The organism is Martinezella rhizogenes (assembly GCF_027460065.1).
GTDB lineage: Bacteria > Pseudomonadota > Alphaproteobacteria > Rhizobiales > Rhizobiaceae > Agrobacterium > Agrobacterium rhizogenes_C.
Genome location: NZ_JAPYZZ010000007.1, coordinates 103,421 through 130,119, shown reverse-complemented (window position 1 = coordinate 130,119; position 26,699 = coordinate 103,421). Strand labels below are relative to the sequence as shown.

Genomic DNA, 26,699 nt, shown 5'->3' with positions numbered 1-26,699 from the left:
CGGGGCGACGTGATGCAGTTTGCCAAGGCAGCCGGAATGACGAGTGGCAGGAGACGGATGTGGCGCTGAACTACGATATCTATGATGTCTTTACCGAGACGAAAATGGCGGGAAATCCGCTGGCGGTCATGTATGACGCCGATGATCTTTCCCAGGACACCATGCAGGCGATTGCGCGGGAAATGAACCTCTCCGAGACGGTCTTCATCAACCGATCCAGCAATCCCTCACACGCGGCTTCGCTGCGCATCTTTACACCGTCAGGCGAATTGCCCTTCGCCGGCCACCCGACAGTCGGTGCGGCAGTCGCCATTGCCGAGCGCAATCGCGGCGAGGGCGATGACGATATCGATATGGTCTGCGTGCTGGAAGAGAAGGTCGGTCCGGTACGCTGTGCGGTGAAGATGCGCGCCGGCGCCGTCAGCTTCGCGGAATTCGACCTGCCACGCAAATCCTCCCGCGTCGAGCTGCCGCTTAATCACGCCGCGCTCGCCGATGCGCTTGGCGTCAGCGAGGGGCATCTAGGCTTCGAGAATCATGTGCCCTCGATCTGGACCGCCGGCGTGCCTTTCCTTCTGGTGCCGATGCACAATATCGCCGCCGTCCGCGACATGGATTTCGACGCCAATCTCTGGCTGCGCACCGCGCCGCTGGTCGAGGGCTTGCTGGCGGCGGCCTATATCTACTGTCGCGGCGGCGTCAACCATGCGGCGAAGTTCCATGCCCGCATGTTCTCCCCGGAGATGGGGATTGCGGAAGACCCGGCCACCGGCTCGGCCGCCGCCGCTCTCTCTGGCGCCATCCACCATTTCGACGGGCTGACGGACGGCCACCATCCGCTCCTGATAGAGCAGGGCGTGGAAATGGAAAGACCATCCCACATCCACCTGCGCATGGACATCAAGGACAACGAAATCGCCCGCGCCCGCATCGGCGGCCACGCGGTGCGGGTTGCATCGGGTACGTTCGAACTTTGATTTCGGGGCGCTGAAGGAAAATTTTGACTGGTGGTTTATAGGATTCTCGATGTGTCCGAGGAACTATCTATGGCAAATAGTGTCTATTCTTATCGACGCGATTGTAGTGGACTTCCTCAGGCAGATCCCTGTTTTCTCCTGTATGCTATAGTGCAAATTCCAACCCATCGATATTTCGGGGTATTTGCGCTCAGTTGGCCAACCGTAAATTGGGGTTCTCACCTCAAGCGTACCCAAGCATTCCGAGGAAAATTTCCGGTAGTTAATATGTCGGACTATTGTTTGTATCTCTCTTTCACGATGGCCATAAAAGTCCTTAAGAGTTTGTTCTATCTTACCTCTGTCGCACTTATTGACGGCTTCTGGATCCTCGTCAAATCTGGCGCAAGAAGTGAGCTGGAAAGGAAGTGTTGCTATTATGGCAATATTTTTTAAATTCATAAGTATTTTCTAATTAAATACGATAAATCGTATAGTAATATACCAAAAAATAATAAGTAAAATAGCGCCGTAATTCAATATAAATTAAATTTTTATCGAAGCTTCTGCGTCGAGATTCGCCAAGTGCGATTTTTATTTGAAAACACTATTTCTGCGTGGCTTGAACCCGAAAATAAGGTGTGCTGCGGATAGTCGCCACGAGCCTTATCTGCATACGCCGGAATTTCCCAGTTTGGCGGAGCTTTTCAAACAAAAAACGAAACCCCGGCCAGAGCCGGGGTTTGATAGTTAAGCTTGGCGTGAAGGGTCAATTAAACCGGCCCGCCGCGTGGGCCAGCATCGTATAGACCTTGCCGGTATCGGAGGTAAGGTAGGACTGGGTGACGCTCCGGTCGCGGTCGGTGCGGGCCACGTCGGCGAGCAGCTTCTCGAAATCTGTGATGTAGCGGTCCACGGCGGTGCGGAATTCCGCTTCCCGTTCGTATTTGCGCTTGATCTCGTCAAACGTCGTCTGGCCCTTCAGCGTGTAGAGGCGACGGGTGAAGACGTCGCGCTCGCCACGCTGGTAGCGACGCCACAGTTCCACGGAGGCATCGTGATCGATGGCGCGGGCAATATCGACCGAAAGCGAATTCAGCGATTCCACCATGTGCCGGGGATTGCGGGTGTCGGCCGCACGGGTGGGCTGCTGCTCGGTGCTGGCGCGCGGTGTGGATGCAGCCGGTGTCTCCTGGGACGCGCCGCGCAGGAGATCGCTGATCCAGCCGCCGCCTTCTTCCCGGCGTCCGGCCGGGTTGGTTGCGACCGGCTGTGCCGGGGCGGGTGCCTGACGATTTTCGACTTGGCGGTTTTCGACCTGGCGGTTCTCAAGCGGCAGCGCACCACGCAATGCGGGGGCAGGCTGCGGCTGTGCCGGGCGCTGCTGCACCGGAGCCGCCGCCGCCGGCTGCGGACGCGGCTCGACGCGGCGTTCTGCGACGGGCTGGGTTGCGGCGATGGCAAGGGCGACGGGTTCGGACACTTCCATCTGGTGGGTCGAGCGACCGACGAGCTGGGAAATATCCTGCAGGGCCTTGATCTGTTCGGAAACGGCGCGGCGCATGGCGGCTGCACTTTCCTTGGCCTCTTCCGGCAGGTCGAATGCACCGCGCTTCAATTCGGCGCGGGTTGCATCCAGCTCACGGCGGATATCGTGGCTGGAACGGCGGATCTCGTCTGTCGCTCCTGCAAAGCGGCTGACGGCCTCCTCGACGGCCTGGCGCAGCGTTTCCTTGAGGTTGGCTGCCGCGGCGTTGGATTTTTCCGAGGCACTGCCCAGAAGGTTGTCGACTTCGGAGAGCGAGGATTCGACACCGCCGCGCAGGCGGTTGACCAGCTCGTCGGAATATTTCTGCGCGTCGGAGAGCGTGCTTTCGATCGAGCGGCTGGCGTCCTGACCGGCGGAGAGCAGGGCGCCCCGCATTGTCTGTGCCGCCGAGCGGGCGCGCTGTTCGGTCTCGTCGAGCGAGCGGCCGATATCTGAGAAGGAGGCCTGCAGATTGTCACGCAGATTACCCGCGACATTCTGCGAACGCTCCTCGGCCTCGTTGAGGGTGTTTTCCACCACGCCAACGACGTTGCGCATGGCGCTTTCGATTTCCTCGGAACGCTTGACGAGGCCGACCGACAGGCTGCGAAGCGCATCCTGACGCTCTTCCAGCGTGCCGACGAGGCTCGACTGTGCCGCATTGAGCAGTTCCGACGCCTGACTCAGCACCTTCGAATGTTCCTCGAAGCGGCCAACGATGCCGGCAACCTGCGCCAGCGTCTGGCCGGAAATATTCGACAGACGGTCGATCTTTCCTTCGAGCAGACGGCTGGAGCTGGAGACCATGTCGGCAGCCTGTGAGGCCGATTCGGAGAAGCGGGTTGCAGAGGCATTCAATGCTTCATCGGCCGCGCCGAAGCCCTGTGCGGCACGCTCGACGGCGGAGTTGAAGTTGGTCGCCGACTGCTCGACGATCTCGGCCATGCTGTTATGGGTCTGCGACAGCATATCCGTGCTCTGGCGTGTGGCTGCGACGAGCTTGTTGGCCGCATCGCTGCCTGAGCGGGCATATTTCTCGATACCCTCTTCGACGGCATCCGCCATGGCGGTATGCGTCTGCGACAGCATGTCTGTGCTCTGGCGGGTGGCCGCGACGAGCTTGCTTGCCGCATCCGTGCCGGCATTGGCGTAATCGCTGATCGCCTGTTCCACCATGCCGACCATGCCGCTATTGCTCTGCGACAGAAGCTCTGCGCTCTGCTGGGCAGCGGAAACGATCTTTTCGGCGGCTTCGCGGCCGATGGTGGCGTATTCGTCGACGACGGGTTTCGCCTTCTCCTCGATCAGGCGCGACAGTTCGGCAGAACGGCTGGCCAGCATCGAGTTGAGTTCGCGGGTGCGGTTATCAAGCGCCGAGCGGATGGATTCACCGCGTGCGTCGAGGGCGGATTCGACACCGGTCAGTGTCTCCGAGATGACGCCGACCTGGGAGCGGACGACGGCTTCGGCTTCGGCCACCTTGTTGACGATGATGTTGCCAGCCTCGGAGAAGGTCTGGGCGACGGCAGCGGCCTGGCCGGAGAGACGGGTCTGCGCATCGGAAATGCGATTGACGATCTCGCCGGAACGTTCCTCGATAGCCTTGGTGAAGGCTTCGTTCTGCGCCTGCACCTGTTCGGCAAATTCAGAGCCGGACTTGGCGAGCAGGGCGGAAGAGCGAGCCGCTTCGTCGCCGATATTCTGGGTGGCGGAGGTAACTGCGCCGCGCAGGCTGACGGCGAGATCGCTTGCCTTGCCTTCGATGGTGCGGTTGACATTGTCGAGACCGATCGTCAGCGCCCGGTCCATGGTGCCGAGGCGCTCGTCGATACGGGCCGAGCCGGCATCGAAGGTTTCGGCCAGACGGCTGGTGCGGTTTTCGAACGTGTCTGCAACGCGGGTCGTCTGCTCGTCCAGAATGCCGGTGATGCGCTCGGCGGCCTCGTCGCTGGTACGGGCGAACACAGCCGTCTTGTCTTCCAGCGCGTCGGCGAAGCGGCGGCCGGCATCCTCGATCGAATTGTTGACGTTGGCCAGATCGCCGCCGACGCGGGTCTGGAGGGCGTCGAGAGAGGTCTCGATGCGGGCGCCGGTCTCGTCGAGGCGGGTGGTGACATTGCCGATTGAGGTTTCGATGCGGGAGGAAAGGGCATCGGTCGCCCCGCCGATTTCACGGGCGGCTTCGCCGATCTTGACGGCAATGTCGCCGGCGCTGTTGCGAAGGCGCTCTTCCAGCGTTGCCGCACTGCCGTCGATTGCCTTCTGCAGCGTCTCCTGCTGGGTTTCGAGCGACAGTTCCAGCATGCTGGCGCTGGAGGCGACCGTGGTACCGATCATCATCGCCTGCTCGGAGAGCATGTCGCCCATCTGGGTGGTGGCGGAGCTGAGCGTCGCTGCAAGATCCGCCTGGCGCTGGTCAAGCGCGGTGCGGATATCCTCATGTGATTGCGACAGGTTGCTTTCGAGACGCGAGACGCCTTCTTCCACCGTCTGCGCAAAACGGCTGCTGCCGTCCTCCACGACGCTTTCGATGCGGTTGGCGGCACCCGAAACGCTTTGTTCGATCAGGCCGCTATTGCGCTCCAGCGAACCGGCAATGCGCTCCGCCTGCGAACCGAGCATGGTTTCCAGCCGCTCGTGACCGCTGGCAAGGGCGTTTTCAAGCGTGAAGGCGGTTGCCTCGAGACGCTGGCCGACGCCGGCAGCGGCAAGCGAAAGCGACGACGCTCTCGCATCCATAGCTTCGGCAATCCGCTCTTCGACACCGGAAATCGTCATGTCGAGTGCCAGGGTGCGGCTATCAAGCGCATCGGCGATGCGTTCTTCCGCGCCTGATACGATACCGGAAAGGGCAGCGGTACGGCTGTCGAGCGCGCCGGCAATGCGGTCCTCAACGCCGGCAACGGCGCTGTGCAGGGCGGCAGTGCGGCCATCGAGAATATCGGTGATCTTTTCTTCGACGCCGGAGAAGCTCATGTCGAGCGCCATGGTACGGCTGTCGAGCAGGTCGGTGATCCGCTCTTCCGCGCCGGAAACGACTGTCTTCAGCGAATCCGTGCGGCTGTCGAGCGCGCCGGCAATACGGGTCTCGGCACTTGCCACCAGTTCGCCAAGGGCTGCGGTGCGGGTGTCGAGCGCTTCGGTGATCTTTTCCTCGGCGCCAGAGAAGGTCATGTCGAGCGCCATGGTACGGCTGTCGAGGGCATCCGCGATGCGCTCTTCAGCACCGGAAACCACGGCATTGAGCGCTGCGGTGCGGCCATCAAGCGTTTCGGCGATACGGGTTTCAGCACCGGCAACCACGTCGCCGAAGGTGGCCGTGCGGCTGTCGAGCGCGCCGGCGATCTTTTCTTCAGCGCTGGCAACAATGCCTGTCAGGGCGGAGGTGCGGTTATCGAGCGTCTCGGAAAGCCGCTCCTCGACATTGGCGAAGGTCATGTCGAGTGACAGCGTGCGGCTGTCCATCGTGTCGGCAATACGTTCCTCGACGCCGGAGATCGCGCTGGAAAGAGCGGCGGTGCGGCCGTCAAGCGTATCGGCGATACGGCTCTCCGCGCCGGAGACGACATCATGCAGGGCAGCCGTGCGGCTTTCCAGCGTGTCGGAGATGCGGTGCTCGATGCCGGAAACGGCGCCGGTAATGGCTGCGGCCCGGGTTTCGAGCGTTTCCGTCAGGCGGCGTTCGACGTCGGCAACGACGCTGTTGATCGCGGCGGCGCGTTCGTCGAGCATCGCGGCAAGGTGTTCGGCCGTGCCGGAAACCGAGCCGGTAATGGCGAGGGAACGGCTGGCGAGTGCTTCGTCGAAACGGTCCTGGCTGGCTGAAAGCGCGCCGAACAGGGCGTTGCTGCGTTCCGCCAGAACGGTATCGATCTTCGCGTGCGAATTGGTGAAGGCATCGGTGATTTCGGCGGTGCGCTGGCCGATGGCGTCGCTGAATGCCTGGGTCCGGCTTTCAAGCGCGCTTTCCAACATTTCTTGACCCGTGCCCAACGCGGTTGCGAGCGCCAGCGACTGGTCGGTCATGGTGCTGCCGATGCGCTCAAGGCCGCTTGTCAGCATGGTGTCGAGGGCTTCGGAGCCGCCGGCAACGGTTTCGTTGATGCGGGCGAGGCTTTCCATCAGCTTGCTGTCGAGGCTGCCGGCGCGCTGGTCGAAGGCGCTGGCAAATTGCGCCACATGCTCGTCGAAGGCCGAATTGACCTGGCCGACCGTCGCCTGCATGCGCTCTTCGTAAAGGCCCGAGCGAAGATCGAGATCCATGATCGCATCGTCGGCGCTGCTTTGCAGGCTCTGGCGGAAGGAGAGGCCCTTTTCTTCAAGCGTCGTGGAGAGCTTGTCGAGAACCGTATCCAGCGAACCGCCCATGACCTGCTGGCCGCGCTCGATATTGCGGTTGAGTTCCAGCGAGCGCGTGGACAGCGTCTCGTTGAGCTGGCGGGTGCGCTCCTCAAGCGCGCTGTTGAGGCTTTCCACGCCGCTGTCCAGTGTCGATGCATGGATCGCGAAACGCTCCAGCAGCACTTCACCGCGCTCATCCAGCGTCGAGGTGAGGTTATGCAGGCGCATGTCGAATTCGTTTGATATCGTCGAGCCGGAGGAGTTCAGCGCCTGAAGCAGGTTTTCGGTCTTGGCGGCGATCAGGCTGCCCATTGCTTCGGTCGAAGCGCGCGATTTTTCGAGCAGCGCGGCAGAACGCGTGTCGATCATCGAGGCAAAAGCCTCGCCTGTCGTGGCAATCCGCATCGAAAGCTCTTCGCCGACGATGGAAAGCTCTTCCTTGATCTGTTCCTGCGCGCCAACGATGGAGGAGCGGATGCGCTCGGCATGGTTGACGATGGCGTCGCGCTCGGCGGTCAGTTCCTGCACTAGGCTGCGCACGCGCAGTTCGTTGTCGGCATAGCTGCGCTCAAGCGCGTTGACTTCGGAATGCACAAGGGTTTCGAGTTCAGTCGCACGGGCAATGGTGCGCTCGATGCCGTCATTCATGGCGGAGACTTCGCGGCGAACCGCCTGGCCGACGGACATGATGCGGTCGGACGCTACCGTTTCGGGTTCCGCAAGACGAAGGGCGACTTCTGCCATGGAGCGGGCGGCATTGCGCAGATCGCGGGCGCGCGCCATCATGATCGCGAAGGCGAAGAACAGCATGACGGGAACGAGGATGCCGACGACGATCGCCATCAGACCTGGGATGGCGGTGAGATCGGCGAGCGAGCCGATGTTCCACAGCGCATTGCCGTAAAGAAGATGTGCGATGCCAAGGCCGCCGAGCGCCCAGATCACCGACATGATCGTGGCGTTGCGCAATGCGCCGCCGATGGAGCCGCCTTCCAGCGATTTCAGGATCATCGCCGGGCTGCGCTTGGAGCCATCATTGGCGGCTTCGAGATTGGGCGATCTGGGCGTCTGTTCGGCGGGCGCGCGGGCGGCCTCGGGAGCAGGGGTCTGTCTGCTTGCTTCCTTCACTCTGGCCTCCGGCTGCTTCGGCTTTGCAGTTTTCCGCGTCTCCGGCTTTTCTTCGAAAGCGCCAAGCTGCAAGGCATCTTCCAATGCCTGAAATGCAGTCTCGTCGACAGAGTCGCTGATCTTGTTATTCGCCATGCGGTTACGCCTCGTTACACATACGCCCGGCTTCATGCCGTTGACCCACTTGCGATCAGCAAGCGGACTGCCGCCATCATGCCAACGAAACTTTTCCCTCAAGAGAGAACAGTTCCGCCATTTACCAAATCCCGAATTGCTGGTGGTCCAGCTTTCGGGCGAAATTACATCACTGTGCCGCAATAACAAAGCTTGAGCTTAAGCCCTGCGAGAACGGCAGTACCGTAGTGACACATTTAGGTGTTCGAAACAATTAATGCGGATTTGCGACGGCGGCGAAGTGTCGGCTTTTTAACAGTTTTTAAACCTGAGTTTCACGCTGAACGCCTTGTTTCGCATAAGTTTAACATAAATTAACCATAGCAGAAGATTTTCGCCTGCGTCACGCCGTAATTTAAGCCGATAGCAGCCGCCAGCATGCGTGAATACGACACATATGTGACACGAAACAGGATACGGTGAGACAGGATTCCAGCCATGGCAGCGGTCAGTATTGTTTTCGAAGCTCCCGATAATTACGGCGGCGCACCTTCGGTCAGCAAGAAGCCAATCGATTTCGATCATCTTGCACAGCAGACGATGGGCGACAAGGATCTGGAAATCGAGGTGCTGCAGCTGTTCAGCCGCAGCGCCCGCGCAGCCCTGCATGAAATGGCGGACGCAGACACCAAGACCGTCATGGCCACCGCTCACCGTCTGAAGGGATCGGCGCAGGCAGTCGGCGCCTCCGCCGTTTCCGCGGCCGCGGCCGCGGTGGAGGAGAAGGGCAATGACAGCGCGCTGATCGCTAAACTCGCCGCAGCCATTGTCGAAGCTGAAAATTTCATCCTCAAGCTCTGCCGCTGAGGCGAAAGCCATCAAATTTGCCATTTTGCAAGGCCGGTTCAGCCTGTGTGCCCCGATGCGTAGATTCAAAAACATAGAGCGTCCTTTGCGCGTCCGGATGGACGCGCGGCGCTCTATGTGTTTAGAACAATTCTCAGATCACATTTTGGATTTCCGGCATGACAAAACTCACCATCGTTGCCTTTGACGGCACGCCTCATGAACTAGACGTGAGCAACGGCTCCACCGTCATGGAGAATGCGGTGCGCAACTCCGTTCCCGGCATTGATGCGGAATGCGGCGGCGCCTGTGCCTGCGCCACCTGCCACGTCTATGTTGACGATGCCTGGGCAGAGCGGGTCGGCGGACCCGAGCCGATGGAAGAGGACATGCTGGATTTTGCCTTCGAGGTTCGCCCCACTTCGCGGCTTTCCTGTCAGATCAAGATGAATGACGAGCTTGACGGTCTCGTCGTGCATGTTCCCGAACGTCAGGGCTGAAAACTTTCGGCATTGTCCCGCGCAGAAAAAGCCCCGCTCACCTGGTAATGGGGAGCGGGGCGAGGCGGGTACGCAGCATGCAGGCGAGGGAGGAAACACCTGCGAGCCCTCAAGTGCGCACCGGGAGAACCGGAGACGGTTGCAACCCCCGGACCGCCGTGGGCCACAACCATTTCAAACCGTATGAACAAGCTACAATGAGTCTCGCCGCCCGCACCATGACGAGAATTCACGGGTGATATCGGACATGACGTTACGTCATGTCCCTGTTGTTCCTTGAGATTTGGGAAGGGTTGCCAACAACCGTCAGCGGCGGGCCTGACCCTGTTCCAGCCGGTTTTTCAACAGCCGGGTCATACGGGCATCGAAGTTTTTCGATTCCACCACGTCGAAGCGCATCTGGTCGCGGTCGTGTTCGTCCATCACGGTCTGGGTGATCTTGCCGACCATTCCCTGAAGTGCTTCACAGCTTTTCTGCGGGCGAAGCGACGTCAGTTGTCTTTCTAGCGAACGGGCATGGGTGCGGGCGATTTCCGCGTGGCGTTCCTCGTGGCGCTTGATATCGGCAAGCAGCGTATCCCAGATGAAGGCCAGTTCCGCCGTGGTGCGGCGGCGGTTTTTCCATTGCGGCAGCAAAATGCGGGTGTTCAGCAGCACCTTGGCCGTTCCCACGCTGCACATGCCATTTTTTTCGACATAGGTGAGTTCACCGCCGAACTTGATTTCGGTCGCACCGGGATGGCGCGCGCCGGTATTGCGGGTCAGCGGGCCGTGCTTGGAAAGCTGCTGGTCGAGATCGGCTGCGGTTTTGCCGCTGACCGAAAAATAGGAATAGGTCTTGCGGACGATGGTTTCGGAAAAAGCCGGTCCGGACAGGGAAAGGGCCAATGCGCCTGCGAAAACGGCGCAGAGTGCGCGTGATGATTTGGTCATGACCCGGCCTTCCGGTTGAACTTGAAAAAGGTTTGCTGCATAGGCGGAGCGGAACTTATAAGAATTGACATAACACTCCGTTATTCCCGAAAGGCGCGTGTTACGTGATAACAGTCGGCAGCAATGTGTGGCAAGCGGCCCATGGCCGCTCCCTGAAACTTGATGGGCGTGGCCGTATTATGGCCATCGTCAATGCAACGCCTGATTCCTTTTCCGATGGCGGCCGTTATCTTGCCGTCGATGCGGCTTTTTCCCATGCGCTGACCTGCGTGGAGGAGGGGGCAGACATCATCGATATCGGCGGCGAATCCACGCGGCCGGGCGCTGCCGCGGTCACGGAGGCAGAGGAACAGGACCGGGTGCTGCCGGTCATTGAGAAATTGCGCCGCGAGACCGATGTGCTGATTTCCGTCGACACCTATCGCGCCTCCACGGCAAGGCTGGCAATTGGCGCCGGCGCCCATATCGTCAATGACGTCTTCGGCCTGCAGAAGGACCTTGATATGGCGGGCGTCGTTGCTTCCGCCCGCGCCGGCATCTGCATCATGCATACCGGCCGCGACCGGCAAAAGCTTGACGATGTCATTGAGGACCAGTTTGAATTCCTCAATCGCTCGCTCGGAATTGCCGAGGATGCGGGCATTGCCCGCGATGCTCTGGTGCTTGATCCCGGTTTCGGGTTTGCCAAGAATGAAAGCGAAAATGTCGCGCTGATGGCCCGTTTCGGTGAACTCGCCGCTTTTGGCCTGCCGGTTCTTGCTGGCACGTCGCGCAAGCGTTTCATCGGGTCGCTGACGGGCAGGGATGTGGCGGAGGAACGCGATATCGGAACGGCTGCAACCACCGCGATCCTGAGACTCGCGGGTGCTTCGATTTTTCGCGTGCATAATGTCGCCGCGACCCGCGATGCGCTGGCTATTGCCGATGCGGTCCTTGCAAAAGCGTCGGCAAAGGCCGATGCGTAGATCAACGAGTGCCGGAGTGCCGTGTCCCGAAGGTGGCGCGGTTTTCAGGCGAAACAATCCTGCCATGGAGGCGATGCGATGAGCCGCTATACCATCATCCTGAAAAACTGTTCCTTTTTCGCCCGTCATGGCCTTCTCGAGCAGGAGGAGGTGCTGGGTCAGCGCTTTTTCGTCGATGCCGAGATGGAAGTCGAGGCAGGTGACGCGCTGGAAACCGACGATATCGAAAATACTGTCGATTACGGCGTGGCCTTTGCCGTCATCGAAAAAAGCGTCGTCGGGCAGCGCCGGTATCTCATCGAAGCTCTGGCGAACGACATCGCCAAGGCGCTGCGGGCGCGTTATCCGCAGATCGTCTGGCTGAGGATCACGGTGCGTAAACCCTCGGCGCCGGTTCCCGGCATTCTCGATTATGCGCAGGTGAGCGTTGAACACCGTGCCTGAAAAGCTGACTGTCGCCGCACTGGGGCTTGGCGGTAATATCGGCGATCCCACTGCCGCCATGGCGCGGGCGCTGCGCGAACTCGATGCGCATGGTGATTGCCGGCTGCAGGCCGTTTCCGACCTCTACCGCACACCGCCCTGGGGAAAGATCGATCAGGCGGATTTCTTCAATTGCTGCGCCCTCGTAGAAACGTCGCTGACTGCGCCGGCGCTGCTGCAACTTTGCCTCGATATCGAAAGGGGCATGAAACGGGTGCGGACGGAACGCTGGGGACCGCGCACCATCGATATCGACGTGCTGACCTATGGTAATGAGGCTTTCGCTACGGAAAGCATCGAGGTGCCGCATCCGCGTATGACGGAGCGCGCTTTCGTGCTGATGCCGCTTGCCGACATCGCGCCCGATCTCGAGGTCAAGGGAAAGCCTGTGCGGCAATGGCTCCAGCAGGCGGACAGGAGCGGCATTGTCCGCGCAAACGAAAAGCGGGAGTGGTGGACACTCCCGCTCGGCGATGGCTGAGAAGATTATGGCTCTTACGGCTTGATCGAGCCGACGGCGATCTGGTCGATATCACGCGCCAGCGTGACGCCGATGACCGGGATCATCTGGTCGGCGACCTTGACCGAAATGGTGATGTTCATCGAATTGTCGCTCGAGACGCGGGCGACCATGGCGCCGTTCAGCTTGGCGCGGTTGATGCCGACGACGACCTTGTCACCGCTCACCTGTCCGGAGGTGATGTCGAGACCCTTGCCGGCGGAGCCATCGAGAAACTTGCCCTCGTAGCTGTTGCCCTTCTGGCTGATGACTGCCGACATGGGCTGGCTGAAGACGCCGACGCGGCAGGTGCCGCCAAGCTTGATGCCGGTCTGCTTGTCGTCTAGCGGTTCGCCCGTCAGGTCGCAGGTGAATTTCGTGCCCTTGTATTTACCGGCGACGATTTCGCCGGGGCCTTTCCAGCTGCCGGCCACCGAGCGGAAGAAGACGTCGTCGCGATCGCGTGATGCCGCATGGACGTCAGACATGCCGAAACCGCCGCTGACGGACAAAATGGCGGCAAGTCCGCCCATAAGCGAAAAGAAGCGCGAATACATGATACTTTCCCCGGCGAAGAAGCCTGTTCGATAGGCCGCAATCTACCGGCGGAATGGTTAATGCTTGGTTTATTTCGCTCTCATTTGCGGCTTTGTCCGTAACCTTTTGAACCGTCGATGCCCGGCAGATCAGGCTTTTTCAGCGTTTTTTCCGCCGCTTAAATCGGGCGTGAGGTCGGACATGAAATCACCAATGCCCGGCCGCTTCACCGCCCTGAACGGCAGCGGACGGCAAAGATCCATGGCGGCAATACCGATTCGCGCCGTCATCAACCCGTTGATGACGCCTTCGCCGAGACGGGCGGAGAGTTTCGAGGCAAGGCCATGGCCGAGAATCTGCTGGGCAAGCCCGTCACCCACGGCGATCGAACCCGTGACGGCGAGATGCGCGACGACATCGCGCAGGAGTTTCAGCATGCCGAGCGTGCCGGGACGGCCGCCATAAAGCTCCGCCATGGCGCGCACCAGCCGCGTCACCTCGAACAGCACATAAGCGAGATCGACCACCGCGCGCGGGCTGACGGCAGTAACGACGGAGACGCGCTTGGAGGAATTGAGAATGAGGGCACGGGCCTGCCTGTCGAGCGGCACCAGCAGCTCGCGCTCCGCAAGCTCGATCAGATGCGGGCCGTCGATGACGTCATTTTCCGTTTCCTTCAACGCGGCGCGCCCCTTGGCCGTTTCCGCCCGGTGCGAGAGGACGGCATTGAGGCGGGTGACGATGGCGCGCGCAGGTTTCGGACTCTTGTCGAGGCTCGCCGTTTCAGCGTCGGCCTTGAGAGACTGCACGGCATTGAGTCGCATGATGCCGAAGACCTCGCGGCCAACAAGGGCGAGAACCGCGAAAAGCGCCACGATCAGCGCGATCGTTGCCGTATAACCTAGCCAGTCCGAGCGGGAAAACAGATTGCGAATGAGCTGATCCGCCCAGAGCCCGAAGGCGAGCGAGAACAGGACACCAAGCGCCCCGAGCGCCAGCTTGCCGAAGGAGAAACGGCTTTTCTTCGGCGTCGCCACCGGCAATGTGGCGGCGTCGATATCCGCAGGCGCCATAAACGGATCGTCCTCATCCGGCGTCAGCGAAATCTCCGCGTCGAAGCTGCGCGGCGCGCGTTTTTGCGTGGCGGACGGCCGTGCCGTCTCCTCGGTCTCGAGCGTGAAAGCCGCCGGGCGGCGTATCTGCTGATCGTTTTGTGTGGGAGCCTTCATGCGAGCTTGTCTCCGAACAGGAACTGCATGGCACGGTCGAGCCTGATATGGGGAACGGAAAGCCGGATGCCGCCGCTGCCCGGCTCGTCGATATTGGGCGGGCGGAAACGCACGACATTGACGTCAGGCAGTGTCGCCTTGTCGCCATCCTGGTCTATGCTGCGAAACAGCGGCTCCGGATCCTCTGGCAGATCGCCTGGAAAGATTGCCGTCTTGCGATTACCGTCGAAAGTCTCGCCATTGATGGTTTCACCGGCCATCGGCGTGCCGACGATAACGGGCAGCTCATGGCCGTCCTGACGCACGCTGGCCTCTCTGGTGGCGCGCACGGAAGCGAGCGCCATGACCTCGATGCCCGCGCCATTCATGCCGATGGTAGTAATGGCGCGGTCTACCAGACGGCGGGTCAGCCGCTCCAGCCGGTCATGGCTTTCATGATGCAGATGATCGGCCTTGGTGGCGGCAATCAGCACCTTGTCGATGCGCCGGCGGATCAGCGACGACAATATGCTATTGGTGCCGGGGCGGAAACAGGCAAGCACATCGCCCAGCGCCCGCTCCAGATCCTGCACGGCCTCCGGACCGCGATTGACCGCCTGCAGCGTATCGATCAGCACGATCTGCCGGTCTAGGCGGGCGAAATGTTCGCGGAAGAAGGGTTTGACCACGATTGATTTATAAGCGTCGTAGCGTCGCTCCATCATGGCGCGCAGCGAGCCCTTCGGAGCTTTCTCGTCGGTCAGGCCCGGCAGGGGCGCAAATGTCAGCGCTGGCGATCCCTCGAGATCACCAGGCATCAGAAAGCGGCCCGGCGGCAAAGTGGAGAGCGACCTTTCGTCGGATTTGCAGGCTTTCAGATAGGCCGCAAAACTTTCCGCCAGACGGCGCGCCGTCATTTCGTCGGCGGGCGCATTGATATCCAGCGAAGAGGCGATCGCCAGCCATTGCTGCGCGAGTTCTGCGCGAATGCCGCTTCCGGCAAGTGCGACAGTTGCATCGCTGAACTGCTTGTAGTCCTGCGAAAGCAGCGGCAGGTCTAGCAGCCATTCGCCGGGATAGTCGACGATATCGATGGAGAGCTTGCCGGCCGAAAACCACCGGCCCCAGCCACTGGCGCTCTGGTAATCCAGTGTGATCCGGAGTTCCGAGATCGCCCGTGTCGAATCCGGCCAGAGCCTGTCACGCACCAGCGCCTGAATATGGTCTTCATACTGGAAGCGGGGAATGGCGTCGTCCGGCTGCGGCTCCAGGCGCACATTGGAGACGCGCCCGGATCGCATCGCCTCGAACAGCGGCAATCTGCCGCCATTCAGCAGGTTATGCACGAGGGAGGAGATGAAAACGGTCTTGCCCGCCCGCGAAAGGCCGGTGACGCCAAGCCGCAATGTCGGATGGGTGAGATTGCTCGCACGGTCGGCCAGATTATCGAAAGCGATAAGCGCGCTGTCTGTCAGGGACGTAAGAGAAGGCGGCAATGGCAATTTCCTGGCTGTGTTTCACGGTCACGGCTGCATATAGGAAGTTGCGGCTGCCCAAAAAAGAAGCGCTGTAGCGGATTTTCGGCAGTGCTGATTCCCGGCGCCTTGGTTTCACGCGGCGGCGGTTATCTGCCGGGTGAGAGGAAATCGATCAGCCGCCAGCGATTTTTACCGCTTGCCGCGCTGTCGTCCTGATCAAGAACCGCAAGACCCGAGGTGGGAAAACCCGAGGGCAGGGCGGCATGCAGCAGATCCTCGCCGATCATGGCCTCCAGCGTCGCCTCCATGGTGGGGTTATGCCCCACCAGCATCACCGACTGCACCTCCGTCTGCGCGGCGATGAGCGACAGATAGGTTTCGCTGCGGGCATTGTACATCTCGTCGATATAGACGATATCGATGCCTTCATTGAAAGCCCGCTGCCAGGCCTGCGTGGTCTGCCGGCAGCGCGCGGCCGTGGATGACAGAATGAGATCGGGGCGGTAACGCCGGTCTGCGGCAAGGTCGGCGATGATCTCCGCTTCGGCAAAACCGGCCTCATTCAATCCCCGGTCGAAATCCCGTTCTCCCGGCGCCGCCCAGGCGGCCTTGGCGTGGCGCAGAAGATAAACTCGGCTCGGGAAAGATGCTGTCAAGGGCGGGGACCGGCGTTCGAATGTCAGGACACGGACTGAATGCTACAGGATAGGGTTGCAGGACCGCAAGTCCTCTTTCCTGTTGGTAAGTCGCATTGAAGTGATTGAAGAAGAGATCGCTTCAATACGAATAAAGGATAAAAATTAGTCATTTAGATGATTTTTGTGTCAGTTTTAAAAATGCCTGAAAACTGATCTGTAGACTTGAATCGGCCTATATCATTGGAGTATACACCGCCGCATTGAGATGTTCTTCGAGGAGAATCGCGTTGAGTGAGAAGATCGATCTTAGCAAATATGTGCTCTCGGAAGACGATGAGTTCATGAATGCCAGCCAGCGTGCCTATTTTCGCGCGAAGCTCATAGCCTGGAAAAATGATATCCTGAGAGAAGCGCGCGAGACGCTCGGACATCTCGCCGAAGAAAGCGCCAACCATCCCGATCTCGCTGATCGGGCATCTTCCGAAACAGACCGGGCGATCGAGCTTCGCGCCCGCGACCGTCAGCGCAAGCTGATCTCGAAGATCGATGCAGCCCTTCAGCGGATCGACGACGGCACTTACGGTTATTGTGAGGAGACGGGTGAGCCTATCGGCCTCAAGCGTCTGGACGCCCGACCGATCGCAACGCTGTCCATCGAGGCGCAGGAGCGTCACGAGCGTCGCGAAAAAGTCTACCGCGACGAATAAGGCGTTTCCGCCGGCAGGCTGAAAACCGCATCAATTGAAAAAGGGCACGGAAGCCATTTCCGTGCCCTTTTTGTTGTCATGATTTCGCGCATCAGCGATCGCGGGTGACGGAAAGCTCTCCGAAGATACGCGCCATTTCCTTCTGCATGTCTCCATCCGGTGTGGCGCCGGTGACGGGCGGAGAGGCGGGCTGCGTTTTGACCTGCCTGTCGGCCACAGGCGTGACGGAAGGTTCTTTATCGGCTTCCTTGCCTTTGGCAATTTCCGCTTCCAGAAAGCTTTCGAAATCGATGGCAAGATCATCGGAAAATTTCGGTTCGGCGTCGGCTGAAGCCGCAGGTGGGTTTTCAGGCCTCGGCGGAAAAGGAGCGGGCGATTTAGTCTGGTCCGGCTTCAGGTCCGGAAGCACCCGGTCGCGCGCAGCGTCGAGAAAATCGGCAGCGCTGGATTGGTCGATCACCGGCTCACGCGCCGCAAAGACCGGCGGGGCAAGCTGCACGCTCCGTTCTTCGGCCACCTTTGCCTGCTCGGGCATCTGGGTGGGGATAGGCGGCGCGACGGGTGCGGGCACCGGAGCCTGTACGAAGGGCTCGGACCGCTTCGGCTCTGCCGGTGCCGCCGGCATATCGAGTGATGCTGCGGCCATTGGCAGGACGGTTGCGGCCTGGACGGCTGCAACCGGGATGGGCGGCGGCGCGGGGCGGGTCCGTTCGGGCGCCGCCTGTCTTACCGGCGAAGCGGGCTCTCGCGAGATTGCCGCGGGCGGCACGGGTTGCGGTGGTGTCGATGGACGCGGCGGCACCGGGGCGGCGGTTGCCGCAACAGGTACGGGACGCGAAACCGGCGCAGGCGCAGGCGGCTCAGCCCGCTGCGGTTGCTTTACGGGTTCTTCCGGGGCGGAAACAGGAACTGCGGCCACAATGGGCTGCTGCGGCAGGGCGGCGAGGCGTTCCGGCGGGATCGGCGGTTCGGCTCTCCTCTGTTCGCTTTCCTGGCGCGGCAGCGCCTTCAGTTCCGGCTCCTGCACGTCCCTGACGATCGGGATCGCGCCGATACCGCTCTCGATGACGATATCGGTCGGGCCGCCGATCATGACCAGATGTTCGACATTGTCGCGACGCACGAGAACCAGACGGCGGCGCGCATCCACGGCCGTCGCGTCAAGAACCTGCAGGCGCGGCTGGCGGTTGCGACCGCCACGGATAAAGGGTGACGAACCGCTGCGCCTGCGCAGAAGCCACAAAGCGATCGCCAGAACGAGAAGCGCTACACCCACACCGACAACGGCGACGATGAGATTGTTGCCATAGGTGCCGATAAAATCTTCCATCATGGAGATCATCCCTTCAGATTTTTTGGCATTTCAGTTTCTTGGACAATTAATATTGCCGTGGTTCTTATAGTGTGAACGCGAAACAGGAAAAGACGATTTTTTTAAGTGCGATACAAGGTTTATTCATTTTGCCCCACGAGATAGCCGCATCGATCGCAACGACGCCACCAAAACACCATATCCTCTCCTTCAATGCTGGGCGACAATGAAGGTTGCAATCCTTTCGCTAGAGGAGCGATCTAAATGGTCAAGCTATCGCGCGTTGACGGGTTTCCTGCGCCACGTCTCATTGCGGTTGTTCTCTGGACGCTACCGATTTTCGGTTCTCCGGACCTGGCAATGGCAGCGGAAGATAAAGCGTCGGAAAATTCCGCCACCATGACGGACTTCGTGCGGGACAATCCGTCCTGCATCGATTTTACGGACGGATGCTCGGTCTGCACCGTCGCTGACGGCAAGATCGTCTGCTCCGCGCCACGCATTCAATGCCAGGTGAAAGAGCTGAGCTGTACGCGACGGTAGCCTTTGAGGCATTTATACCGCTTTCAGGCTGTTTTCGCTGTGCGTTTTTAAGCCTTTGTGTCGTAGCGGAGCTTTTTGACGGTCAAGCGAGTTGCTACAAGAAATTCTGCTGCCCGATTCCGTCGAGGAAATAAGGCTGACCGAATGACGACCTGCACGACTGCGAGGCCAAGATGACACGGGTGCGCGAGACAAGCGACAACGACCTTCCGCTGGTGGACAGGCGTGCCCGTTCCGGCACGGTCTTGCGCATTCTGCTTCTGGCACTGGTTCTGATCGCGGCGGCGGCCGCCTTCGTCTATTTCAAGGATTCGCTGGAAAACGAAATCGTGCTCGGCATTCTTGGCGTGCTGGCCATGATGGGCATCTTCTTTCTGGTCTCGTCGATCATCGGCTTCATCGAGGTCATGCCGCAGTCACAGTCGGACGGCCTTGCCCGCCGGTTTCTCTCGGCCCATCCCGAAGGCACGCTGATCACCGACGCCAAGGGGCATATGGTCTATGCCAACGCCACCTATTGCCGCATGAGCGGCACCACGAAGGCGAGCGATATCCAGAGCCTCGAGACGCTTTTATCGCGTAGCCGCGAATCGACCGAAGCGCTTTACCGGCTCATCAACGTGCTGCGCGAAGGCCGCGACGGTTACGAGGAGTTCCGGCTGCTGAAACCGCTCGGCGAGGATTCCGGTGCGGGGCCGCATTGGTACAGGCTGAAAGGCCGGGTGCTGAAGGATGCGAGCGGCGAGGGGCTGCACGTTTTCCAGATCGCCGACATCACGCCGGAGCGCGAGGACCAGGAGCGCTTCTTCCGCGAATTGCAGAACGCCATCGACTATCTCGATCATGCGCCGGCCGGTTTCTTTTCCGCCAGCCGCAAGGGCGAGATCGTTTATCTGAACGCCACCCTTTCGGAATGGCTCGGCATCGATCTCGCGCAGTTTTCGCCGGGTTCGATGACCATTTCGGACATCGTCGCCGGCGAAGGCATGGCGCTGATTGAATCCGTCCATCCGCAGGGCACGGCCAAGCGCACCGAAATCCTCGATCTCGACATGCGCCGCGTGAACGGCCAGAGCATGCCGGCCCGCCTCGTGCATCAGGTCACTGCGAAGGACGGCGCGCCGGGGGAAAGCCGCACGATCGTGCTGATGCGTCCGAAGGGGCAGGAGGACACGGAATCCTCCTCCGCCATGCGCTTCACCCGCTTCTTCAACAATACACCGATGGCGATTGCCTCGCTCGACGGCGAAGGCCGCATCCTGCGTATCAACGCGCCTTTCCTCAAGCTGTTTTCCGGCGTCGTCGGGCGTGACGATATCGACCGTGGCGTGGCGCTTGAAACGGTCCTTCACGACAATGAAAAGCCGCGGCTGGAACAGGCTCTGGCCGAAGCCAAGGATCGCCAGGGCGATATCGCTCCGTTCGATTCCCGCCACCCGACGGACGAGGGCCGGCATTTCCGTTTCTACGTCAACGCCGTCATCGACCAGGACGATGAGGCCCCGGAAGAAGTGGCGATCGTATACGCCATCGAGGTGACCGAGCAGAAGGCGCTCGAAACCCAGATGGCGCAGACGCAGAAGATGAATGCCGTTGGCACGCTTGCGGGCGGCATCGCCCACGACTTCAACAACGTTCTCACCGCCATCCTGCTGTCATCAGACCATCTGCTGCTGCAGGCGCGGCCCGCCGATCCGAGCTTTGCCGATCTCATGGAGATCAAGCGCAATGCCAACCGCGCCGCCGTTCTGGTGCGCCAGCTTCTCGCCTTCTCGCGCAAGCAGACGATGCGTCCGGCCGTCCTCAATCTCACTGACGTGATCGGCGATCTGCGCATGCTGGTCGACCGGTTGATATCAGGCACCAATGTCAAGCTGGAGGTCGACTACGGCCGTGATCTCTGGCCGGTGAAGACCGATCTTTCGCAATTCGAGCAAGTGCTCATCAATCTCTGCGTTAATGCGCGCGACGCCATGCCTGATGGTGGTAAGATCACCATCAGGACGCGCAACGTCGATGAGAAAGAAGTTGCAGCGCTTGGCCGCCCCGAATTCCCGGCCGAAGACATGGTCATGGTGGAAGTTGCCGATAGTGGCACCGGCATTCCGCCTGAAATCATGGACAAGATTTTCGAACCCTTCTTCACCACCAAGGAAGTCGGCAAGGGCACGGGCCTTGGCCTGTCGATGGTCTATGGCATCGTCAAGCAGTCAGGTGGTTATATCTATCCCGAATCGGAAATGGGCAAGGGCACCGCGTTCCGCATCTACCTGCCGCGCCATGTGGTGGAGGTCGTTGCCGGGCAGCAACCCGGTCAGGCGGCACTCGCCCCGGTCGTGGCGCCTGAGCCTGTGAAAGAAGAGCCACTCGATCTGACCGGCAATTCCGCCGTCGTCCTTCTGGTTGAGGACGAGGAGGCCGTGCGGCGCGGTGGCAAGCGCATGCTGGAAACCCGCGGTTACACCGTGCACGAGGCCGGTTCCGGCACCGAGGCGCTGGAAGTGATGGAGGAACTGGAGGGCAAGGTCGACATCGTCGTATCTGACGTCGTGATGCCGGAAATGGATGGTCCGTCGCTGCTGAGAGAGTTGCGCAAATCCTATCCGGACCTGAAGTTCATCTTCGTTTCCGGTTATGCCGAGGATGCCTTTGCCAAGAACCTGCCGGCGGATGCCAAGTTCGGTTTCCTGCCGAAACCCTTCTCGCTGAAGCAGCTCGCCATCGCCGTTCGCGAGATGCTCGACGACAAGGAGTGACGCCGGCGGCGGCGAACCGGATGCCTGCGTCGTTTGCCCCGCAGAACCGGTCCGCATGTGGCCCGAGCTGGCCGTTCCCGCCTGTTTGTTGCCCTCTTGCTTCGTATACCGCCTCCACAGCCTCACTTTTCCCGAGGTTTGCCTCTTCGCAAACGCAATAGTGATTGCACCGTTGCGCAAGGGGCTTAAAATCGCATCTTAACGACCTAGATATGGAGAGGCGAAGTTCTCCCTCCTGGCAATCAGCTGTCGGTTTGAGAACAGTTTGGAGAATGATGAAAGATGATCGCTAAGCCGATCTACATGCAGGGCGAGGGCGACGGGGAAGACGGCGGCACCAACCGCGGAACGTCTGTTATCACCCGCGTTAAGCCGAAAACGAAAAGACCGAATTTGTACCGTGTTCTTTTACTGAATGACGACTACACTCCCATGGAATTCGTCATCCATATTCTGGAGCGTTTTTTCCAGAAGGATCGCGAGGCGGCAACCCGCATCATGCTGCACGTGCACCAGCACGGCGTGGGCGAATGCGGGGTGTTTACATATGAGGTCGCAGAGACGAAAGTAAGCCAGGTCATGGATTTCGCCCGACAGCACCAGCACCCGCTACAGTGCGTCATGGAAAAGAAATGAGGATCGCAACGTGCCAACTTTTTCCCCAAGTCTCGAGAAGGCGCTGCACCAGGCACTGACCTTTGCAAATGAGCGTCATCACGAATATGCGACGCTCGAACACCTGCTTCTGGCGCTGATCGACGACGCGGATGCCGCCGCCGTTATGGCCGCCTGCAATGTCGATCTCGATGCGCTGCGCAAGACCGTCAGCGATTATGTCGACAATGAACTGACCAACCTCGTGACCGGTTATGACGAGGATTCCAAACCCACATCCGGCTTTCAGCGGGTCATCCAGCGGGCCGTCATCCATGTTCAGTCATCCGGCCGCGAGGAAGTGACCGGCGCCAACGTGCTCGTCGCCATTTTCGCCGAGCGCGAAAGCCATGCTGCCTATTTCCTGCAGGAGCAGGAAATGACCCGTTACGACGCGGTCAATTACATCTCTCACGGTATCGGCAAGCGCCCGGGCACGTCGCAGACGCGCGCGGCGCGTGGCGCTGATGAGCCGGAAAGCGAGAACAAGGCGAGCCGCAGCAATCCCGAGGAAGAAGGCCCGTCCGCCAAGAAGCAGCAGGATGCGCTGAAAGCCTATTGCGTCAACCTCAACGACAAGGCGAGGAACGGCAAGATCGACCCACTGATCGGCCGTCACGACGAAGTCAACCGCACCATTCAGATCCTCTGCCGCCGCTCCAAGAACAATCCGCTTTATGTGGGTGATCCGGGCGTGGGCAAGACGGCAATTGCCGAAGGTCTGGCCAAGCGCATCGTCGAAGGCAAGGTGCCGGAGGCGCTCGCCAATGACACCATCTTCTCGCTCGACATGGGCACGCTGCTTGCCGGCACCCGTTATCGAGGTGATTTCGAAGAGCGTCTGAAGCAGGTCGTCAAGGAACTGGAAGAGTTTCCGGGCGCGGTTCTGTTCATCGACGAAATCCACACCGTCATCGGTGCAGGTGCCACCTCCGGCGGCGCGATGGATGCATCGAACCTCTTGAAGCCTGCGCTGTCATCGGGCGCGATCCGCTGCATCGGTTCGACCACCTACAAGGAATATCGCCAGTTCTTCGAAAAGGACCGCGCGCTCGTGCGTCGTTTCCAGAAGATCGACGTCAACGAACCGTCTATCGATGATGCCATCGCGATCATGAAGGGTCTGAAGCCGTATTTTGAGGATTATCATCACCTCAGATATTCCAACGAGGCGATCAAGGCTGCCGTCGAGCTGTCGGCCCGTTATATCTCGGACCGCAAGTTGCCCGACAAGGCAATTGACGTGATTGACGAAACCGGTGCAGCGCAGATGCTGCTGCCTGTTTCCAAGCGCCGCAAGCTGATCACCGAACGGGAAATCGAGGCCACCATCGCGACGATGGCCCGTATTCCGGCGAAGACGGTTTCGAAGGATGACGAGATGGTTCTCGCCAACCTCGAAAAGGAACTGCGCTCTGTGGTTTATGGTCAGGACATCGCCATCGAGGCGCTGGCGACCGCCATCAAGCTGGCGCGTGCGGGCCTGCGCGAACCGAACAAGCCGATCGGCTCCTATGTCTTCTCCGGCCCGACGGGCGTGGGCAAGACGGAAGTGGCCAAGCAGCTTGCCGCCTCGCTCGGTGTCGAGATGCTGCGCTTCGACATGTCGGAATATATGGAGCGCCATACCGTCTCGCGCCTGCTCGGCGCACCTCCTGGTTATGTCGGCTTCGATCAGGGCGGTCTCTTGACCGATGGCGTCGATCAGCATCCGCATTCCGTGGTGCTGCTGGACGAAATCGAGAAGGCGCATCCCGACATCTACAACATTCTGTTGCAGGTAATGGACCATGGCTCGCTGACCGACCATAACGGGAAGAAGATCGACTTCCGCAACGTCATCCTCATCATGACGACCAATGCGGGTGCGTCCGAAATGGCCAAGTCAGCCATCGGTTTCGGTTCTTCGCGCCGCACGGGTGAGGATGAAGAGGCGATCAACCGCCTGTTCACGCCGGAATTCCGCAACCGTCTGGATGCGATCATTCCGTTCTCGCCGCTGCCGACCGCCGTCATCCACAAGGTCGTGCAGAAGTTCGTCATGCAGCTGGAAACCCAGCTGTCCGAACGCAATGTCACCTTCGATCTGCATGAGGATGCGATCTCCTGGCTGGCTGAAAAGGGTTATGACGAAAAGATGGGTGCCCGCCCGCTGTCGCGCGTGATCCAGGAACACATCAAGAAGCCGCTTGCCAATGAAATCCTCTTTGGCAAACTCAAGAAGGGTGGCGTCGTCAGCGTCACCGTCGGCAAGAAGGATGACGGCTCCGACGGTCTGATCCTCGAGGTTCTGCCGGAGACCACACCCGTGAAGCCGCAGCCGGAGGCCGAGCTGAAGGCGGCGAAATCACCGGGTAAACCGAAGGCCAAGGCGAAAACGGCTTCCAAGGCGGCAAAGGCCGCTGATGAGGCTGAGGTTCTGGTGGCCGAGGCCGACAAGTCTGATGAGGACAAGCCGCGCCGCAAGGCCAATACGGTGCCGAAGGTGCCGAAGAAGAAGTAATGCGGGTCTTTGACCGATAGACGATGCCGGGCGAGAGCCCGGCATTTTCATGCCTGTCCGTTCCTGATGGAATTCAAATGCAGACTGCCGAAAGCGAAGTCATCCCCCTCAGCGGCTGGTTCTTCCGGGGAATGCGGGGCATCTTCTCGCTACCCTCGCTCATTCTCATGACATCTTTCGTCGGTTTCAGCGCCTTTGCGCTGGAATCCGGGGTGGCGCGCGGCGAAGCGGTGTTCATGACGCTTGCCATCTGGGCCTTGCCGGCGAAGATGATCCTGATCGGCTCCATGGTCGGCGGCGCCAACCTTGCCGCCTGTTTTCTGGCGGTCACGCTGTCTTCGGTCCGGATGATGCCGATGGTCGCCTCCATCGTTCCGGAAATGCGCGGCGCAAAGACACCGACATGGTTCTTGCTGTTTCTTTCCCATTTCGTCGCGATCACGGCCTGGGTCTTTGCGACGCAAAATCTCTCTAAGGTGCCGCGTGAGGCACGCGCCGCCTGGTTCGCCGGTTTCGGCATCACGCTCACGGTCGTCAACGCCATCATTGTTGGCCTGTGTTATGGCGTGGTCGCCGCGTTTCCGCCGCTGGTTGCTGGTGTCCTGTTCTTTCTGACACCGGTCTATTTCATCGCATCCATCTGGGCCTCGGCCCGCCATTCCGTCGTCAAGGTCGCCTTCGTCATCGGCGTGATTGCCGGACCCGCCTTTGCGATGGTCGCGCCGGAATTCGATATTCTCTATGCCGGTATCGGTGGCGGCACTTTGGCCTATGTGATCGACCGCTTCGTCTTTCGCCGCCGGATCAAACCCGTGTCACCGGAGGGCGAGCCATGATGACCGAAAACTGGTGGGCGCCCTATCTGTTCATCGCCATTGCCGGTTGGCTGGCGACCGATTTTTGGCGCTGGCTCGGCGTCCTCGCCGGTAACCGGTTGAAAGAGGATTCCGAAGCACTTTATTGGGTGAGGGCGGTTGCCACCGCACTTGTCATGGCCGTCACCGCCAAGCTTATCGTCTTTCCAACGGGATCGCTGGAAGCGTCGCCCATGTGGCTGCGCATCGGCGCGGCCGCCCTCGGTTTCATCGCATTTCTGGTAGCAGGGCAGCGCGTCATCGTCGGGGTGGTGGTTCCGATTGCGCTTCTGGCGGGTGGGCTGTTCTTGCGCGGTTTTTAATGCCTGCTTGTTCTAGGTCAGGTCGCTCCCATGCGCTTCCGCCACCAGCCAGTCTGCGAGAAGGCGCGCCGATGCGGTCATATCATACGTCTCCATCAGCCAGTAATATTTATCCGTATCGACGGCCCGGTCGAAAAGTACGGTCAGCTGGCCCTCCGCGATCTCTTCACGAAGAAGCGCCGTCGGGCAGAGGCCTATCCCTTGTCCCGCCTTCAAGGCCGTAACCAGCAGATTGAAATCCGCAAAAATCGGACCTGCACCATAGGGCAGCGACATATCGCCAACCGCAAACCAGTCACGCCAGGCAGTCTCGGTGTCATCATGCAACAGTTCCGATCCCAACAGGCTCGCCTCATCACTGAAGGGACCAGCATTGGGGACATAGCTGGGCGCGCAGGTTGGGCGTGTTTCGGCGCTGAAAAGGGCCACGGCATTTTCCCCGAAGGATATCCCATGCCCGATGGTGATATCTGGCGCGCTTGCATGCTGTGACCCAGAATAGCTGATCGACACCTGTATGTCGGGATGCAAGGCCCGGAAACGGGGCAGCCGGGGGGTGAGAAAATGTGCCACCACCGAAGGCAGGCTGGCAAGGCGCACGGTCATGCGCTCGTTACCCCGGCGGAGGCGTTCCGCGCCGGAAGCGATCTGCCGCAGGCTGCCGGAGACCGTGTTGCCAAATTCCCTTCCGGCCGGCGTAAGCCTGACGCCGCGCGCATGGCGCTCGAAAAGCGCTACCCCAAGCCATGCCTCCAGATTGCGTACATGCTGGCTTACTGCGGTCGCCGTCATGCCGAGCTCCTGCGCGGCCAGGGCAAAACTTGCCTTTCTGGCGGCGGATTCGAAAGCACGAAGGGTGGCAAGTGGCGGCAGTGTCATGATCCATTAGGGTA

Annotated in this window: 21 protein-coding genes; 13 read left to right on the top strand and 8 right to left on the bottom strand. The window is 60.3% G+C overall.

From position 1 onward, the window contains the following. The first annotated feature begins 59 nt into the window (after positions 1–59). Positions 60–977 (top strand): PhzF family phenazine biosynthesis protein, encoded by a 918-nt coding sequence (locus O8B93_RS12950; RefSeq protein ID WP_269710408.1) that lies wholly within the window; start codon positions 60–62, stop codon positions 975–977. Positions 978–1,725: 748 nt separating this feature from the next. On the opposite strand, the gene O8B93_RS12945 is transcribed toward O8B93_RS12950, so the two are convergent. Continuing rightward, a complete protein-coding gene (locus tag O8B93_RS12945) occupies positions 1,726–8,088 on the bottom strand; it encodes an apolipoprotein A-IV repeat region-like domain-containing protein (RefSeq protein ID WP_269710407.1) in 6,363 nt (2,120 codons plus the stop codon). A 477-nt stretch (positions 8,089–8,565) separates the two neighbouring features. On the opposite strand from O8B93_RS12945, the gene O8B93_RS12940 reads away from it, so the two are divergent. Beyond that, on the top strand, positions 8,566–8,934 hold the full coding sequence (locus O8B93_RS12940) for an Hpt domain-containing protein (RefSeq protein ID WP_269710406.1): 369 nt from the start codon (positions 8,566–8,568) through the stop codon (positions 8,932–8,934). 158 nt (positions 8,935–9,092) lie between these two features. After that, positions 9,093–9,413, top strand: coding sequence for a 2Fe-2S iron-sulfur cluster-binding protein (locus tag O8B93_RS12935; protein WP_006312579.1), 321 nt, complete (start codon positions 9,093–9,095; stop codon positions 9,411–9,413). Positions 9,414–9,719: 306 nt separating this feature from the next. Here O8B93_RS12935 and O8B93_RS12930 read toward each other — a convergent pair whose 3' ends face one another. After that, positions 9,720–10,346, bottom strand: coding sequence for a DUF922 domain-containing Zn-dependent protease (locus O8B93_RS12930; protein ID WP_269710405.1), 627 nt, complete (start codon positions 10,344–10,346; stop codon positions 9,720–9,722). A gap of 104 nt (positions 10,347–10,450) precedes the next feature. Here O8B93_RS12930 and folP point away from each other — a divergent pair, with 104 nt between their 5' ends. From folP to folK, 3 genes are all read left to right on the top strand, one after another. Next, positions 10,451–11,311, top strand: a complete 861-nt coding sequence (gene folP / locus O8B93_RS12925; RefSeq protein ID WP_473774526.1) for a dihydropteroate synthase — start codon at positions 10,451–10,453, stop codon at positions 11,309–11,311. A 78-nt stretch (positions 11,312–11,389) separates the two neighbouring features. Further along, complete coding sequence (folB, locus tag O8B93_RS12920; protein ID WP_269710404.1) at positions 11,390–11,755, top strand: dihydroneopterin aldolase; 366 nt, start codon at positions 11,390–11,392, stop codon at positions 11,753–11,755. Then, entirely contained in the window at positions 11,739–12,275 is a 537-nt protein-coding gene (folK, locus tag O8B93_RS12915) for a 2-amino-4-hydroxy-6-hydroxymethyldihydropteridine diphosphokinase (protein ID WP_269710403.1), read from the top strand. The genes folB and folK overlap by 17 nt, the downstream gene beginning before the upstream one ends. A 14-nt stretch (positions 12,276–12,289) precedes the next feature. On the opposite strand, the gene O8B93_RS12910 is transcribed toward folK, so the two are convergent. From O8B93_RS12910 to O8B93_RS12895, 4 genes are all read right to left on the bottom strand, one after another. Then, positions 12,290–12,850: a hypothetical protein gene (locus O8B93_RS12910; protein WP_080825214.1), complete on the bottom strand. Its 561-nt coding sequence runs from the start codon at positions 12,848–12,850 to the stop codon at positions 12,290–12,292. Between the two features lie 129 nt (positions 12,851–12,979). Continuing rightward, positions 12,980–14,059, bottom strand: coding sequence for a YcjF family protein (locus tag O8B93_RS12905; protein WP_269710402.1), 1,080 nt, complete (start codon positions 14,057–14,059; stop codon positions 12,980–12,982). After that, complete coding sequence (locus O8B93_RS12900; protein WP_269710401.1) at positions 14,056–15,534, bottom strand: YcjX family GTP-binding protein; 1,479 nt, start codon at positions 15,532–15,534, stop codon at positions 14,056–14,058. The genes O8B93_RS12905 and O8B93_RS12900 overlap by 4 nt, the downstream gene beginning before the upstream one ends. A gap of 128 nt (positions 15,535–15,662) precedes the next feature. After that, positions 15,663–16,139 carry a SixA phosphatase family protein gene (locus O8B93_RS12895; protein ID WP_269710650.1) on the bottom strand — a complete coding sequence of 159 codons (477 nt, stop codon included), beginning with the start codon at positions 16,137–16,139 and terminating at the stop codon, positions 15,663–15,665. A gap of 302 nt (positions 16,140–16,441) precedes the next feature. Here O8B93_RS12895 and dksA point away from each other — a divergent pair, with 302 nt between their 5' ends. Next, positions 16,442–16,861 carry an RNA polymerase-binding protein DksA gene (dksA, locus tag O8B93_RS12890; protein ID WP_006312570.1) on the top strand — a complete coding sequence of 140 codons (420 nt, stop codon included), beginning with the start codon at positions 16,442–16,444 and terminating at the stop codon, positions 16,859–16,861. A gap of 91 nt (positions 16,862–16,952) precedes the next feature. Here dksA and O8B93_RS12885 read toward each other — a convergent pair whose 3' ends face one another. Continuing rightward, positions 16,953–18,203, bottom strand: coding sequence for a flagellar biosynthetic protein FliO (locus tag O8B93_RS12885; RefSeq protein WP_269710400.1), 1,251 nt, complete (start codon positions 18,201–18,203; stop codon positions 16,953–16,955). 234 nt (positions 18,204–18,437) lie between these two features. Here O8B93_RS12885 and O8B93_RS12880 point away from each other — a divergent pair, with 234 nt between their 5' ends. From O8B93_RS12880 to O8B93_RS12855, 6 genes are all read left to right on the top strand, one after another. Then, positions 18,438–18,716, top strand: a complete 279-nt coding sequence (locus O8B93_RS12880) for a hypothetical protein (protein WP_269710399.1) — start codon at positions 18,438–18,440, stop codon at positions 18,714–18,716. A gap of 173 nt (positions 18,717–18,889) precedes the next feature. Further along, positions 18,890–21,472 carry a cell cycle histidine kinase CckA gene (cckA, locus tag O8B93_RS12875; RefSeq protein ID WP_269710398.1) on the top strand — a complete coding sequence of 861 codons (2,583 nt, stop codon included), beginning with the start codon at positions 18,890–18,892 and terminating at the stop codon, positions 21,470–21,472. 282 nt (positions 21,473–21,754) lie between these two features. Further along, positions 21,755–22,108: an ATP-dependent Clp protease adapter ClpS gene (gene clpS, locus O8B93_RS12870; RefSeq protein ID WP_006312564.1), complete on the top strand. Its 354-nt coding sequence runs from the start codon at positions 21,755–21,757 to the stop codon at positions 22,106–22,108. 10 nt (positions 22,109–22,118) lie between these two features. Beyond that, positions 22,119–24,629, top strand: a complete 2,511-nt coding sequence (gene clpA, locus O8B93_RS12865; protein ID WP_269710397.1) for an ATP-dependent Clp protease ATP-binding subunit ClpA — start codon at positions 22,119–22,121, stop codon at positions 24,627–24,629. 77 nt (positions 24,630–24,706) lie between these two features. Next, a complete protein-coding gene (locus O8B93_RS12860; RefSeq protein ID WP_269710396.1) occupies positions 24,707–25,465 on the top strand; it encodes an AzlC family ABC transporter permease in 759 nt (252 codons plus the stop codon). Continuing rightward, entirely contained in the window at positions 25,462–25,806 is a 345-nt protein-coding gene (locus tag O8B93_RS12855) for an AzlD domain-containing protein (protein ID WP_269710395.1), read from the top strand. The genes O8B93_RS12860 and O8B93_RS12855 overlap by 4 nt, the downstream gene beginning before the upstream one ends. A 12-nt stretch (positions 25,807–25,818) precedes the next feature. Here O8B93_RS12855 and O8B93_RS12850 read toward each other — a convergent pair whose 3' ends face one another. Beyond that, positions 25,819–26,685, bottom strand: coding sequence for a LysR family transcriptional regulator (locus tag O8B93_RS12850; RefSeq protein WP_269710394.1), 867 nt, complete (start codon positions 26,683–26,685; stop codon positions 25,819–25,821). Between the last annotated feature and the right edge of the window lie 14 nt (positions 26,686–26,699).

Excerpts from the sequence above, each read along its gene's own strand:
- O8B93_RS12945 (WP_269710407.1), bottom strand. The coding sequence starts at position 8,088 with ATGGCGAATAACAAGATCAGCGACTCTGTCGACGAGACTGCATTTCAG.
- O8B93_RS12940 (WP_269710406.1), top strand. The coding sequence starts at position 8,566 with ATGGCAGCGGTCAGTATTGTTTTCGAAGCTCCCGATAATTACGGCGGC.
- O8B93_RS12935 (WP_006312579.1), top strand. The coding sequence starts at position 9,093 with ATGACAAAACTCACCATCGTTGCCTTTGACGGCACGCCTCATGAACTA.
- O8B93_RS12930 (WP_269710405.1), bottom strand. The coding sequence starts at position 10,346 with ATGACCAAATCATCACGCGCACTCTGCGCCGTTTTCGCAGGCGCATTG.
- folB (WP_269710404.1), top strand. The coding sequence starts at position 11,390 with ATGAGCCGCTATACCATCATCCTGAAAAACTGTTCCTTTTTCGCCCGT.
- O8B93_RS12910 (WP_080825214.1), bottom strand. The coding sequence starts at position 12,850 with ATGTATTCGCGCTTCTTTTCGCTTATGGGCGGACTTGCCGCCATTTTG.
- O8B93_RS12905 (WP_269710402.1), bottom strand. The coding sequence starts at position 14,059 with ATGAAGGCTCCCACACAAAACGATCAGCAGATACGCCGCCCGGCGGCT.
- O8B93_RS12885 (WP_269710400.1), bottom strand. The coding sequence starts at position 18,203 with ATGATCTCCATGATGGAAGATTTTATCGGCACCTATGGCAACAATCTC.
- O8B93_RS12880 (WP_269710399.1), top strand. The coding sequence starts at position 18,438 with ATGGTCAAGCTATCGCGCGTTGACGGGTTTCCTGCGCCACGTCTCATT.
- cckA (WP_269710398.1), top strand. The coding sequence starts at position 18,890 with ATGACACGGGTGCGCGAGACAAGCGACAACGACCTTCCGCTGGTGGAC.
- clpS (WP_006312564.1), top strand. The coding sequence starts at position 21,755 with ATGATCGCTAAGCCGATCTACATGCAGGGCGAGGGCGACGGGGAAGAC.
- O8B93_RS12860 (WP_269710396.1), top strand. The coding sequence starts at position 24,707 with ATGCAGACTGCCGAAAGCGAAGTCATCCCCCTCAGCGGCTGGTTCTTC.
- O8B93_RS12855 (WP_269710395.1), top strand. The coding sequence starts at position 25,462 with ATGATGACCGAAAACTGGTGGGCGCCCTATCTGTTCATCGCCATTGCC.
- O8B93_RS12850 (WP_269710394.1), bottom strand. The coding sequence starts at position 26,685 with ATGACACTGCCGCCACTTGCCACCCTTCGTGCTTTCGAATCCGCCGCC.